This is a genomic window from Lelliottia sp. GFLA7 (assembly GCF_056490165.1).
Genome location: NZ_JBWLAQ010000007.1, coordinates 82,843 through 95,312, shown reverse-complemented (window position 1 = coordinate 95,312; position 12,470 = coordinate 82,843). Strand labels below are relative to the sequence as shown.

The 12,470-nt window shown below is 53.1% G+C and carries 13 protein-coding genes and 1 pseudogene; 8 read left to right on the top strand and 6 right to left on the bottom strand.

Annotated elements, in window-relative coordinates; genetic code table 11:
- Positions 1-91 precede the first annotated feature (91 nt).
- The 4 genes from AC07RN_RS17310 to AC07RN_RS17295 are packed head-to-tail and all read right to left on the bottom strand — an operon-like array spanning position 92 to position 3,459.
- A complete protein-coding gene (locus tag AC07RN_RS17310) occupies positions 92-394 on the bottom strand; it encodes a PTS lactose/cellobiose transporter subunit IIA (RefSeq protein ID WP_072241990.1) in 303 nt (100 codons plus the stop codon).
- Between the two features lie 6 nt (positions 395-400).
- A complete protein-coding gene (locus tag AC07RN_RS17305) occupies positions 401-1,789 on the bottom strand; it encodes a glycoside hydrolase family 1 protein (RefSeq protein WP_478336931.1) in 1,389 nt (462 codons plus the stop codon).
- A 17-nt stretch (positions 1,790-1,806) separates the two neighbouring features.
- Positions 1,807-3,132: a PTS cellobiose transporter subunit IIC gene (locus AC07RN_RS17300; protein WP_011915305.1), complete on the bottom strand. Its 1,326-nt coding sequence runs from the start codon at positions 3,130-3,132 to the stop codon at positions 1,807-1,809.
- 12 nt (positions 3,133-3,144) lie between these two features.
- Positions 3,145-3,459 carry a PTS sugar transporter subunit IIB gene (locus tag AC07RN_RS17295; RefSeq protein ID WP_011915306.1) on the bottom strand — a complete coding sequence of 105 codons (315 nt, stop codon included), beginning with the start codon at positions 3,457-3,459 and terminating at the stop codon, positions 3,145-3,147.
- 293 nt (positions 3,460-3,752) lie between these two features.
- On the opposite strand from AC07RN_RS17295, the gene AC07RN_RS17290 reads away from it, so the two are divergent.
- Complete coding sequence (locus AC07RN_RS17290; protein WP_011915307.1) at positions 3,753-4,703, top strand: LacI family DNA-binding transcriptional regulator; 951 nt, start codon at positions 3,753-3,755, stop codon at positions 4,701-4,703.
- A gap of 28 nt (positions 4,704-4,731) precedes the next feature.
- Here the strand turns inward: AC07RN_RS17290 and AC07RN_RS17285 are convergent, their stop codons facing one another.
- On the bottom strand, positions 4,732-5,028 hold the full coding sequence (locus tag AC07RN_RS17285; RefSeq protein ID WP_011915308.1) for a YicS family protein: 297 nt from the start codon (positions 5,026-5,028) through the stop codon (positions 4,732-4,734).
- 253 nt (positions 5,029-5,281) lie between these two features.
- Here AC07RN_RS17285 and AC07RN_RS17280 point away from each other — a divergent pair, with 253 nt between their 5' ends.
- Positions 5,282-5,701 (top strand): GNAT family N-acetyltransferase, encoded by a 420-nt coding sequence (locus AC07RN_RS17280; protein WP_235134377.1) that lies wholly within the window; start codon positions 5,282-5,284, stop codon positions 5,699-5,701.
- Here the strand turns inward: AC07RN_RS17280 and AC07RN_RS17275 are convergent.
- Complete coding sequence (locus tag AC07RN_RS17275) at positions 5,698-6,357, bottom strand: TetR/AcrR family transcriptional regulator (protein ID WP_478336930.1); 660 nt, start codon at positions 6,355-6,357, stop codon at positions 5,698-5,700. The two genes, AC07RN_RS17280 and AC07RN_RS17275, sit on opposite strands and share 4 nt — an antisense overlap.
- A gap of 78 nt (positions 6,358-6,435) precedes the next feature.
- Between AC07RN_RS17275 and AC07RN_RS17270 the strand changes: the two genes are divergently transcribed.
- The 6 genes and pseudogenes from AC07RN_RS17270 to AC07RN_RS17245 form a co-directional block, all read left to right on the top strand.
- Positions 6,436-7,950, top strand: a complete 1,515-nt coding sequence (locus AC07RN_RS17270; protein ID WP_478336929.1) for an MDR family MFS transporter — start codon at positions 6,436-6,438, stop codon at positions 7,948-7,950.
- An 89-nt stretch (positions 7,951-8,039) separates the two neighbouring features.
- Positions 8,040-8,804, top strand: a complete 765-nt coding sequence (locus AC07RN_RS17265) for an isocitrate lyase/PEP mutase family protein (protein ID WP_478336928.1) — start codon at positions 8,040-8,042, stop codon at positions 8,802-8,804.
- On the top strand, positions 8,788-9,834 hold the full coding sequence (locus AC07RN_RS17260; protein ID WP_478336927.1) for a bifunctional transcriptional activator/DNA repair enzyme AdaA: 1,047 nt from the start codon (positions 8,788-8,790) through the stop codon (positions 9,832-9,834). Before AC07RN_RS17265 ends, AC07RN_RS17260 begins: the two co-directional genes overlap by 17 nt.
- A gap of 102 nt (positions 9,835-9,936) precedes the next feature.
- Positions 9,937-10,740, top strand: coding sequence for a lipoprotein NlpA (gene nlpA / locus AC07RN_RS17255; protein WP_478336926.1), 804 nt, complete (start codon positions 9,937-9,939; stop codon positions 10,738-10,740).
- Positions 10,741-10,884: 144 nt separating this feature from the next.
- Positions 10,885-11,406, top strand: a complete 522-nt coding sequence (locus tag AC07RN_RS17250; RefSeq protein ID WP_478336925.1) for a hypothetical protein — start codon at positions 10,885-10,887, stop codon at positions 11,404-11,406.
- 71 nt (positions 11,407-11,477) lie between these two features.
- Positions 11,478-12,266, top strand: a pseudogene (locus AC07RN_RS17245) (VENN motif pre-toxin domain-containing protein); the annotation flags it as partial.
- Between the last annotated feature and the right edge of the window lie 204 nt (positions 12,267-12,470).

Sequence of the window (12,470 nt, the reverse complement as noted above, 5' to 3'; positions counted from 1 at the left end):
GCTATCACCAAAATAAGGGGGTCGATATTTTATAGGTACAGAGGCTTTACAATATTATCGTAACGATTTCTCCATCACTGATATTTAATTATTAACGCTGATACAGGTGAATAATCTCTTCAGATAATTCACGGGCCAGCAGCGAGTTCATTAAATGATCCTGGGCATGCACCATAATTAAGGTCATCGGCTGACGGGCTTCGCCTGCGTCCTGCTCGATAAGCTTGGTTTGCATATGGTGCGCCTGGCGCGCGTAGCCATCGGCCTCGCGCAGCAGACTTTTCGCTTCGTCAAGATTGCCCTGACGCGCAGCGTGCAGTGCTTCAAAGCACAGGCTGCGCGACTGACCCGCATTGACGATAATTTCCATTACGGCTTCTTCTAATGCGATCATCATTCATTACTCTTTATCAAAACTATTATTCAGAGACGTGGCAGCAAACCATTCTCCACTTTTCTTAATGGTGCGTTTCTGCGTCACCAGATCCAGCTGAATAAAGCCGTAGCGGTTTTTATACGCATTACACCATGACCAGTTATCAATAAATGTCCACATATGGTAGCCAAGACAGTTACTGCCTTCGCTAATACCTTTGTGTACCCATTTAAGATGTTCGGAAATAAAGTCGATACGATACTGATCGTTAATTTGACCGTTTTCAATAAAACGCTGCTCGTTTTCGACACCCATACCATTTTCAGAAATAAAGCAGCGTGGGTTGCCGTAATTTTCCCGCAGATTAACGAGAATATCGTAAATACCCGGCTCGTAGATTTCCCAGCCACGGTACGGATTCATTTTACGGCCTGGCATTTCGTAATTATCAAAGAACCACTCCGGCATAAATGGCGCCTTAGGATTCACCGCGCTGTCACGACATTTCACGCGACGCGGCTGATAGTAGTTAATGCCCAGCAAATCGATGGTGCCTTCCGCAATCACTGCGCTGTCGTCAGGCTGACAGGCAGGAAGCTGCTCGTAGGACTTCAACAGCGCGACCAAATCGGCCGGATATTCACCACGCAGCACCGGATCGAGGAAGCTGCGGTTAAACATCAGGTCCGCATAGTGCGCGGCTTTCACATCCTGCGGGTTTTGCGACCGCGGATACGACGGCGTCAGGTTCAGCACGATGCCAATTTCACCGGGATAATGCCCGGCGCGGAAGGCGCGAACCGCCTGCGCGTGAGCCAGCACCGTGTTGTACGCGACGGTCGCCGCACGACGGAAATCCACCACGTTCGGATAATGGAAGTCGTAAAGATAACCGCCTTCTACCGGCACAATCGGCTCGTTGAAGGTAAACCAGTGCAGCACGCGATCGCCAAACAGCTCAAAGCAAATCTGCGCGTAGCGGGAATACGCCGCCACGACGTCACGGTTTTCCCAGCCGCCAATCTCCTGCATCGCCATCGGCATGTCGAAGTGGAACAGGGTGATGAACGGTGTAATGCCCTGCTCAAGCAGCTCGTCGAACACCTGATTGTAAAAGTCTACCGCCTGCGGATTCACTTCACCGACACCGTCGGGGATCAGACGCGCCCAGCTAATCGAGGTGCGAAAGCTGTTATGGTTCAGCTGTTTCAACAGCTGAATGTCCGCTTTCCAGTTCTGACAGAACGTTGAGGTATCCTGCGGCCCCACGCCCTGGTGAAAACGGTTTGGCTCATTGGCGAACCAGTGATCCCAGGTGGTCAGTCCCTTGCCGCCGCCCTGGCTTTCCCCTTCGGTTTGCAACGCAGAGCTTGCGCTGCCCCACCAAAAGTTATCGGGAAATGAATATTTCATGATGCTTCCTCTTTGACTTATTGACTTGCTGTCTCAACTGCACCCACGGTCGCCTGGGCTTTTTGCTCTTCGTTTTTCATCAAAGAACGCTCGTAAGCACGCAGGAACGGCAGATACATGATTGCTGACATCACCATACAAATAACGCACATCACGACCGGACTAAACGCCCAGTTGGCGGCCCACGATGCACCGATTGGGGCAGGCGTAGTCCATGGCGTCAGAGAGACAACTTGTGCGATCCAACCGAGTTTGGTTGCGCCATACGCCAGGCAGGCGTTAATCAACGGCACGAACACGAACGGGAGGAACAACATTGGGTTCATGATGATCGGTGCGCCGAACAGAATCGGTTCGTTGATGTTAAAGAAGCTTGGCACCACGCCCATTTTGCCGATAGTGCGCAGGTGCGCCACGCGGCTACGCAGCAGCAGGAACGCCAGCGGCAGAGTTGAACCCACGCCGCCAATCAGCAGGTAGTGATCCCAGAAACCTTGCAGATAAACGTGTGGAAGCGCCGCGCCAGCCGCCAGTGCAGCCTGGTTTGCCGACAGGTTCGCCATCCAGAACGGGTTCATAATGCCGGTGACAATCAGCGAGCCGTGGATACCCGCGAACCAGAAGATCTGGCACAGCAGGACGGAAAGCAGAATGGCAGGCAGGGAATCCGATGCAGAAACCAGCGGCTCCAGCAGGTGCATAATCGCCTGTGGGATAATCATGCCGGTTTGCGCTTCGATGAACAGGTTCAGCGGGTGCAGCGTACCGATAACGACCATCACAGGGATCAGGATTTCAAAGGAACGCGCCACGCCGGTTGGGACTTCTTTCGGCAGACGGATCGTCACTTTGTTTTCCTTCAGCCACGCATAAACGCGGGTGGAGTAGATAGCGGTAATCAGCGCGGTGAAAATGCCCTGGCCGGACATGTACTGCGTGGAGATTTTACCGTCGGCATACGGCGCGGCGACCAGCAGGAATGCCATAAACGCCAGCAGGCCTGACATCACCGGATCGAGATTAAACTGGCGGCCCAGGCTTGCACCAATGCCCACCGAAATAAAGAAGGTCATCACGCCCATGCTGAGGTTAAACGGCAGCATCAGCTGTTCGCGGTAGGTCTGGGAGAAATCAAGCCAGCCGCGCGCAAAACTGTTGGTCGTGTCCGCAGAGAACGGCGGGAAGATGAACACCAGCATAAACGAGCCGATGATCATAAACGGCAGGGCGGCGGTAAAGCCGTCACGGATCGCAATCACGTACTTTTGCTGACCGAGCTTGGCCGCCAGCGGGGTAATGGACTGCTCAATCACCGCAACCATGGATTGATATAACGAACTCATGAGAACACCTTCTTAGTGTGCCGCTTCGATGAGCGACAGAGCGTAGTCCAGAACCTTATCACCACGCTGCATTCCGTAGTCCATCATATCGATGGCTTGTACCGGAATACCTTGCGTAGCAGCCTTGTCTGCGAGTGTCTTTAACATGTATTTCACTTGGGGTCCGAGAAGCACCACCTGGTATTGCGGAAACTGCGTATCAAATTCGGATACGCCGTACGCATCAATCTTCACAGGTAGACCGCGTTCTTCTGCAGCTTCAACCATTTTCCTCACCAGCAGGCTGGTGGACATCCCGGCGGAGCAGCACAGCATAATCTTGAACATCGACAACCATCCTATAAATGTAAAAAGTTATTGCGGGGATGATTGGATAACATATGGAAACCGGTTTCCATTTATAAAGGATAGAAGTGTGACACCCTTCAAAGTCCGCTACTTATGGGGCTTATTAATAGGATTTGCGTCACGAAATTTGGCGTTTTTGATATCAAAATGAGTGGAAACGGAAAATCGGTTTCCATGGAAAACGGAAACGGATATACTCCTGATTGGCTATAATGTGAGCCGAAGCGGTAACTGGAATTACAGGACTACGTGGGTCCTGTCAGGGGAATATGATGTCTACAATCAACGATGTATCACGTCTGGCCGGGGTGTCAAAAGCCACGGTATCACGGGTGTTGAGCGGGTCGCGCGGCGTTAAGGAAGCCAGCCGTGAGGCCGTATTAAAAGCGGCGGATGAGCTGAACTATCGGCCAAACGTCATTGCGCAGTCACTGCTAAGCCAATCGACCGGCTGTATTGGTGTTATTTGTGCGCAGGATAATATCAACCAGACGACCGGTTATCTGTACGCGCTGGAAAAACAGCTCAGTCAGCATCAAAAACACCTGCTGCTGCGCTTCGCAAACACGAAAAGTGAAGTGCTGAATGCACTTGATGAACTCTCCTGCGGACTTTGCGATGACATCCTGATTATCGGTGCGCGTTTCCCTCTGCATGTCGATCAGCAAAACGTCATTCTGGTGGACTGCATGGAGTCAGATTACGCCAATAGCATCCAGTTTGATCACGCCTTTGCCGCCGAAACCGCCTGTAATTATCTTACCAGCCAGGGCCGCCGTCAGATTGCGCTGATCCAGCCGCAGGGCAGTGGTTTTGCCGATCAGGTGCTGCTCGGCTATAAACACGCGCTGGAGAAAAACTTCCTGCCGTTTAATCGTAATCTGGTGTTTATGGACGCCACATCGTCATCTGTGGCGTTGCAGGAATTGCTCAATAACGCCACAACGCTGAATTTTAATGCGCTGTTGGTGGCGGATGAGCAAGAAGCGCATCGCGTGATCCCGCAGCTGCAGGCATTCAATAAATCGGTGCCGGAAGACATCATGGTCTTTAGTCTGGCCGGTTCGCTGCATCTGCCAGGGATCCCAACCATTCCGGCGATTGAGTATTCGATGGATGCCATGGCGGCGCGTATTGTGGCGTGGCTCAATGAAAAAACGCAGATGCTCGGCTCATACGTTTTGCGGGGTGATTTGATTATCCCGGATATCCGTAAGCGTTAAAAAAAAGCGTGAAGCTTTGGCTTCACGCTCAGTAATCCTCCATGCAATCGACCTTTCCAACCGCCTCCCAGTAGTTATCCAGATTGTCGCGTTCCATCGCCAGCACGGCGTTTTTAATCAGCAGCTTATTCGCCTCCGATGACAAAATCATGGTCTGCCACTGTTTATCGGTCTGCTTGCTCTGAGGCGAACAGACTTTTTTAATATCTTTCATCACGACTTGTTTAATTTTCTCATCTTTAGCCGGATCTCGCGTCTCCTTCGCATGGGCGAAGGCGGCAAAAAGCAAACAGACAACCAGGCAAAACAGGTGTGCAACTTTCATTGAAACCCCCGAAAAAAACACGCATTGTCTTCTGAAATATATAGTTACATTCATGGTTGCGATTCAAGTCGAAAGTATGAAATTGATCGTTCGCGGGTATGAGACGTTTTAAGCGTAGCCGCAGATTTTGTCGCGCTCTATTGCCTGAAAAAATATTTATTCGCTGCTGAAAATGCACGCGGTGAGTTTGCTATTTATGGGGCCGGGGAATTACTCTTGAGAGAATCATTGCGCTAAAAACAAGGAGATAAGAATGCAACTGAGCGTCACTAACACGATTGCTGCCCATGAGAAAGATGAACTCCTGAGCGGATTACGTTCTCACAACCGTCAGTATATTAACTTTGCCAACGTGAGCGGAGACGTGGCGGTTTATGCGCGTGATGAAGATGGCGTGATGATCGGTGGGCTGATTGGCAACCGCAAAGGGGAATGGCTGAACATTGATTATTTGTGGGTCAGCAGCGATGCGCGCGGCACCGGACTCGGGAGTCAAATTATGCAGGCCGCCGAAAAGGAGGCAAAACGCATGGGATGCCTGCATGCGCTGGTGGACACGTTCAGCTTTCAGGCGCGCCCGTTTTATGAAAAACAGGGCTATCGGCTGCAAATGACGCTGGATGATTTCCCGCTGAAAGGCATGCAGCGCCATTACCTGTCAAAGGCGCTCTAACCGCCGATCCCATCTCCAATCACGGCCAGCGCATGTCTCACGATAATTTCCGGTGAGAGCGCTTTTAGCCTTTCGTCGTTGCGCATCCGTGAGAACGGCACCAGCACCAGGCTTAATAAGGTGGTGAAGAGCAACTCTGGCGCAAGCTCGCGGTTCAGTTTGCCCTCCTGCTGCCAGCGCGCAATGTTGGCAAGCGTCGCCTGATATTTATCATCACCAAAGCGTGCCTGCAGATGGGTGCGCAGCACCGGCATTTCGCCAATGACTTCCTGCATCCACAGCGGCGCAAACCAGTGATATTGCCCGGCGAGTTCCGCCAGCTTTTTCACCATCAATGTCAGGGCCGTGACGGGATCATCAGGGTGTGCATCAAAAACCGCGCCGATCGCGCTGCGAAGTGGCAGGAAACGCTCTTCGACCATCGCGTCGAGCAGTTGCTCACGAGAATTGAAATAGTAATGCAGCATGGCTGGCGTCACCCCCGCTTCTTTCGCGATTGCGTTGAGCGACGTATTCGCGATGCCCTGGCGGGAAAACAGGTCAAGGGCAATATCCAGCAATCGTTCCCGGCTGGTGGCTGTGGGCTTTGTTCCACGCGGGCGTCCGGGGCGACGCCCCTGCGGCGTGGATTCAGAATGGTCCTTTTGTGCTGGCATCGTATGCGGATTCCTTGACGTGATTCATCATTTGGATGAATATTAATTATCTCATTAATTAATTTCAAGTGGTGTCTTATGGCGTCTGACTCGACGACTCAACCCGCTGTCGGCAAAAATGCCCCCTCGATCCGGCTGCTGTTCAGCGCGTTACTTCTGGTCATGCTGTTATCCGCGCTCGACCAAACCATTGTTTCCACGGCGCTGCCCACGATTGTGGGTGAGCTGGGTGGCCTGGATAAGCTTTCGTGGGTGGTCACCGCGTATATTCTCAGCTCAACGATTGCCGTACCGCTGTACGGTAAGTTTGGCGATCTGTTTGGCCGAAAAATTGTTCTGCAAATCGCGATTGTACTCTTCCTCGTGGGTTCCGCGCTCTGCGGGCTGGCGCAAAATATGACGCAACTGGTGCTCATGCGCGCCCTGCAAGGCCTGGGTGGCGGTGGGCTGATGGTGATCAGCATGGCTGCAGTGGCGGATGTGATTCCTCCTGCCGACCGTGGCCGCTATCAGGGGTTGTTCGGCGGCGTGTTTGGCCTGGCGACCGTCATCGGGCCGCTGATCGGCGGCTTTATCGTGCAGCACGCTTCCTGGCGCTGGATTTTTTATATCAATCTGCCGCTGGGACTGTTTGCTTTGCTGGTCATCGGCGCGGTGTTTCACAGCAGCGGCAAACGCAGCGAGCATGAAATCGACTATCTGGGGGCGTTTTATCTCAGCATGGCACTGCTGTGCATCATCCTTTTCACCACCGAAGGCGGGACGATACGCGAATGGAGCGATCCGCAGCTGTGGTGCATTTTAGCCTTCGGGCTGACGGGGATTGCCGGGTTTATTTATGAGGAGCGGCTGGCGTGGGAGCCGATTATTCCCCTGTCGCTGTTCCGCGATCGCAGCTTCCTGCTGTGCAGCCTGATCGGCTTTATCATCGGGATGTCGCTGTTTGGCTCGGTGACGTTCCTGCCGCTCTATTTGCAGGTGGTCAAAAATGCCACCCCGACGCAGGCGGGACTCCAGCTGATCCCGCTGATGGGCGGCCTGCTGCTGACCTCGATCGTCAGCGGGCGCATTATCAGCCGCACCGGGAAATACCGTCTGTTTCCGATTCTCGGCACCCTTTTGGGCGTGATCGGTATGGCGTTACTGACACGGATCACCATTGATTCGCCGACCTGGCAGCTGTACCTGTTTACCGGCGTGTTGGGGATGGGGTTAGGGCTGGTGATGCAGGTGCTGGTACTGGCGGTGCAAAATAGCGTTTCGTCCAGTCAGTATGGCGTGGCCACGTCCGGGGTGACGCTGTTCCGCTCGATTGGCGGGGCGATTGGCGTCGCGCTGTTTGGTGCCGTGTTCACGCATGTTCTGCAATCCGGACTGATTGAACGCTTACCGGAAGGGATAGAACTGCCGCGCGAACTCAATCCGGTCGCCATTCACCATCTGCCGGACGCCCTGCGTCTCAGCTATCTGGATGCGTTTGGGGCGGCGATCCATGCCGTATTCTTAATGGCGGCAGGGATTATGGTGCTGGCGTTTGTCCTGTCGTGGTTTTTACGTGAATCACCGCTGCGCCGGGATAATGCGCATCCGTAGCACATAAAAATGGTCGTCCGATTTTCGGTTGTGGGGGATGAGTCGAACGCGCCACACTCATCCGGCACACCCTATAACCGGAGACAACCATGCACTTTGCCGCGCTTCATCACCAACCCGCACCGCTTATTATCGCCAACGTCTGGGATGCCAGCAGCGCCCTGGCCGCACACCAGGCCGGATATCGTGCCCTCGGCACATCCAGCGCGGCGATTGCCGCCATGCTGGGTTACGACGACGGCGAGGCTATCTCGTTTGATGAATTGTTGTTTATGGTGACACGTATTCGGGCGGTCACCGCGTTGCCGCTCAGCGTCGATCTGGAAGCCGGCTATAGCGAAACGACAACCGACATCATTGAAAATATCCAGCGTCTGGCGCAGCTCGACGTCGTGGGCATCAATCTTGAAGACAGCCGAGTGATCCACGGCGAACGTCAGCCGGAAAATGCTTCTGCATTTGCCACAAAGCTCGGGCAAATTCGCCAGGCGTGCCCTGAAATGTTCCTGAATATTCGCACCGACGGTTTTTTGTTAAATGACGACAACGCGCTGAACGAGACCCGCCGCCGCGGTCAGCTGTATGCAGCGAACGGTGCTGATGGTTTTTTCGTGCCTGGCGTGACCCGTGAAGAGGATATCCGCGCGCTCGTTCGAGATGTTCCCCTGCCGCTGAATGTGATGTGTATGCCCGCTCTGGGCGATTTCAGCACGCTTGCCACGTCAGGCGTACGGCGTATCTCCATGGGAAATTTTGTCCATTCTGCGATACAAACGCGGCTAAAGGATTTACTGTTAACGATCCAAAATGAGCAGTCCTTCGCGGGAGTTTTCAGCCATGAAAGTCACCGATAGCAGCCAGTGCGATACCTGGTATCAGGCGTTGCTTGACCGCGCGACGGAGTTCACGGGTGTCTTTTTCGTGGGCGTCAGAACCACCGGCGTCTTCTGCATCTCGGTCTGTCGGGCACGGAAGCCAAAGCGTGAAAACGTCGATTTTTATGATGATTTTAAATCTGCGCTGGATGCGGGTTTCCGCCCCTGCAAAGTGTGTCGTCCCACTGAAAATGCCTTTACCGCCCCGGATTTCATCGTGCAGGCTCTCGGTATGCTGCGTGAGAATCCAAAAGCGCGCGTGAGTGACACTGAGCTGCGCCAAAAAGGGATCGGCCCGGAGCGCGTCCGCCGCTGGTTTTTGCAAAACCACGGCATGACCTTTCAGGCATTTCAGCGGATGCAGCGGGTTAACGTGGCGCTGCAGGAACTCAAAAGTGGCCGCACGGCGACCGAAGTGGCGTTCGACAGCGGCTATGAATCCTTAAGCGGATTCGGCTACACCTGTAAAAAACTCACAGGGCATGCACCGAGCGAAAGCCGCCAGGTGATTCTGATCCATCGCTTCACCACGCCTCTCGGCCCGATGTTTGTGTGTGCGACGGAGCGCGGCGTCTGTTTGCTGGAATTTGTCGACAGACGGATGCTGGAAACCGAGTTCAGCGACTTACAGCGTTTGCTGAAGGCCAGAATCATGGCGGGTGAAAATCAGCATACCCGTCAGATGGAAACGGAGATGGGGGAATATTTTGCGGACACTCGTCAGCAATTTGATATCGCCCTTGATATGCCAGGAAGTGAATTTCAGCGCACCGTCTGGGAGGCGTTACAAACTGTGCCTTTTGGCGAAACGTCGCATTATCAGGCGCTGGCAAAACAGATCGACAAACCCGCAGCGGTGCGTGCCGTGGCGGGGGCAAACGGCGCAAACAGAGTCGCGATCGTCATTCCCTGCCATCGCATTATCGGTAAAGACGGTTCATTGACCGGGTATGGCGGCGGAATAGCGCGTAAAGCGTGGCTTATCGCCCACGAAAAAAAGCACCGTTGAGCGGGATATACCTTTTTCTTCTGATTGATTCCTTTTCGGTTTTTCGCCCGCCGCGGCGTTATCGATATAGTCGTAAAAACGTCTATCAAAAGGAACGGTCTCGTGAAACTGAAATTCGGCGCAATACTGCTGGCGGGCCTGCTGCTCGCGGGCTGTGACCAAAGCGGCAGCAATGCCAAACATATTAAAGTCGGCGTAATCAACGGCGCTGAGCAAGATGTGGCAGAAGTTGCCAAAAAAGTGGCGAAAGAGAAATACGGTCTGGAGGTCGAGCTGGTGGGCTTCAGTGGCTCACTCCTGCCAAACGATGCGACCAATCAGGGCGAGCTGGACGCGAACGTGTTCCAGCATCGTCCGTTCCTGGCCGAGGATAACAAAGCCCACAACTATAAGCTGGTGGCGGTCGCCAATACGTTTGTCTTCCCGATGGCGGGGTATTCGCGCAAGGTGAAATCCGTTTCCGAGCTGCAAGACGGCGCAACGATTGCTATTCCAAACGATCCGACCAACCTTGGCCGTGCGCTGTTGCTGCTGCAAAATCAAAAGCTGATCGCGCTCAAACCTGATACCGGGCTGCTGCCGACGGCGCTCGACATCACCGCCAATCCGAAGAAGCTGAAAATCATGGAGCTGGAAGGCGCGCAACTCCCGCGCGTGCTTGACGACCCTAAAGTGGACGTGGCGATTATCAGCACCACCTATCTCCAGCAAACGGGCCTGTCGCCTGTGCATGACGGCGTGTTTATCGAAGATAAAAACTCGCCTTACGTGAATATTGTCGTCACCCGTGAAGACAACAAAGACGCAGAGAACGTAAAAGAATTTATTCAGTCGTACCAGTCGCCGGAAGTGGCGAAAGCGGCGGAAAAAATCTTCAACGGCGGGGCCGTTCCGGGCTGGGAATAAAGTCCACAAAATGTTAGCGGTTAATAAGCGGCTTATAGTGGCCGTTTAATACGCTTTTGCCATCAAGAAAAGGAAGCAAAATAAGCTGCCTGTCCGGTTTTCATCGGGGCAGGTGGCTAATTTTGCATAGACAAGGAAAGAACAATGAAGATTAAAAAAATCGTGCTAGCCGCCATTATTCCTCTGGCGCTAAGTGCGTGTTCCCGATTATTACCTCTGGACTACACCAATTATCAGAGCAGCGATGCGGCAACGATCTATGTCCTGAATCAGAAGAGCAACGTTGGCACTATCTATCTGGGAAGTTATAAATTTAACGAAAAAGATGCCTGCTACGATATGGTCGACAGGTATCAGCTGGAATCGAATTTCCTCGAATCTAAAGGAAAAGTGATTGTCACCAGGGTTAAGCCTGGCATCCAGTATTCTGTTTCACAGATTAAAAATAGGGGCACCTACCGGATCGATTCGCACTCTTCCTTTATTCCTGAAGCCGGAAAATACTATTACATTGCCTCTGGCAGTAAAGCTGTTGAGGTGCCCGCGAGTTTTATCCCCGATCCTAATGCCAACGAGGATAACGTCGTGAGGCAGTATGAGAAAACCCCAATCAAGTTCTGGAATCTTAAGAAGCTTTGCTCACGAGCCTGGTGGCATGTCGGCTAATCGCTAGCGGCGGATCTCCCTCTTTTTTTGGGAGGGAGACTGCATACACCATTTTGGGATGATTTCAGCGGCAGGCGGCGGTGGCGAACGGTATCATCACCGTACGTGACAAGGCTAACCAGGAGCAGGACGTAACCAACCTGAGTCGCGATACCGAAAACGCCAACGACAGTATCAGCCCGATCTTCGATAAAGAGAAAGAGCAAAATCGCCTGAAAACGGTGGGACTGATTAGCGATATTGGTAGCCAGGCAGTGGACATTGCCAAAACCCAGGGCGATATCTATGCCCTGGAAGCAGCGAAAAAAGAGGTGCCAGCCCTTAAGGCAAACGCCACAGATAAAGAGCGCGAACAGTATGTGAAGGATTTGCGCAGTTCACCGGCTTATCAAAAGGAGATGGCGAACTTTGGTACAGGCAGCACTATTCAGCGCGGTATTCAGTCGGTAACAGCAGCGCTTCAAGGGCTGGCGGGCGGCAATATAGCTGGCGCGCTGGCGGGAGCGTCTGCACCGGAGCTGGCTAACATTATCGGTCATCATATGGGCATTGATGATGACCCTGCGACCAAAGCCGTTGCACACGCTATTCTGGGCGGTGTAGTGGCCTCGCTTCAGGGGAATAATGCTGCATCAGGCGCTGTGGGTGCGGCGTCGGGGGAACTGATCGCTGCTGCGATTAAAGATGCTTATTACCCTGGAAAACCTGTCAGTCAATTGAGCGAAGAAGAGAAGCAAACCATCAGTACGCTTGCTTCAATATCTGCAGGTATTGCGGGTGGAATTGCGGGCGGAGATACATTCTCGGCTGCGAACGGAGCGCAAGCAGGTAAGAATTCTGTTGAGAATAACTATCTGAGCTACGCCGAGGCTCATGTTTTTGACAGAGAAATGACTGCCTGTCGTAAAGCTTGCCGTGAATGCGGAGATATTCAGAACAAGTATGCTGTAATTAGTGCTTATAACCGACTGAAATTGCATATTGATGTCGCCGCTGACCCTCTGACGGCTCTATCCGGGGAGGATAGATGGAATATTGAGGGCGGACTCAGCGCGGCAGGTCGA

What these genes read in the sequence shown, in the direction of transcription:
- AC07RN_RS17295 (WP_011915306.1), bottom strand. Translation starts at nt 3,459, where the DNA reads ATGTTCAAGATTATGCTGTGCTGCTCCGCCGGGATGTCCACCAGCCTG.
- AC07RN_RS17275 (WP_478336930.1), bottom strand. Translation starts at nt 6,357, where the DNA reads ATGCCAGCACAAAAGGACCATTCTGAATCCACGCCGCAGGGGCGTCGC.
- AC07RN_RS17305 (WP_478336931.1), bottom strand. Translation starts at nt 1,789, where the DNA reads ATGAAATATTCATTTCCCGATAACTTTTGGTGGGGCAGCGCAAGCTCT.
- AC07RN_RS17290 (WP_011915307.1), top strand. Translation starts at nt 3,753, where the DNA reads ATGTCTACAATCAACGATGTATCACGTCTGGCCGGGGTGTCAAAAGCC.
- AC07RN_RS17270 (WP_478336929.1), top strand. Translation starts at nt 6,436, where the DNA reads ATGGCGTCTGACTCGACGACTCAACCCGCTGTCGGCAAAAATGCCCCC.
- AC07RN_RS17310 (WP_072241990.1), bottom strand. Translation starts at nt 394, where the DNA reads ATGATCGCATTAGAAGAAGCCGTAATGGAAATTATCGTCAATGCGGGT.
- AC07RN_RS17250 (WP_478336925.1), top strand. Translation starts at nt 10,885, where the DNA reads ATGAAGATTAAAAAAATCGTGCTAGCCGCCATTATTCCTCTGGCGCTA.
- AC07RN_RS17280 (WP_235134377.1), top strand. Translation starts at nt 5,282, where the DNA reads ATGCAACTGAGCGTCACTAACACGATTGCTGCCCATGAGAAAGATGAA.
- AC07RN_RS17285 (WP_011915308.1), bottom strand. Translation starts at nt 5,028, where the DNA reads ATGAAAGTTGCACACCTGTTTTGCCTGGTTGTCTGTTTGCTTTTTGCC.
- AC07RN_RS17260 (WP_478336927.1), top strand. Translation starts at nt 8,788, where the DNA reads ATGAAAGTCACCGATAGCAGCCAGTGCGATACCTGGTATCAGGCGTTG.
- AC07RN_RS17265 (WP_478336928.1), top strand. Translation starts at nt 8,040, where the DNA reads ATGCACTTTGCCGCGCTTCATCACCAACCCGCACCGCTTATTATCGCC.
- AC07RN_RS17300 (WP_011915305.1), bottom strand. Translation starts at nt 3,132, where the DNA reads ATGAGTTCGTTATATCAATCCATGGTTGCGGTGATTGAGCAGTCCATT.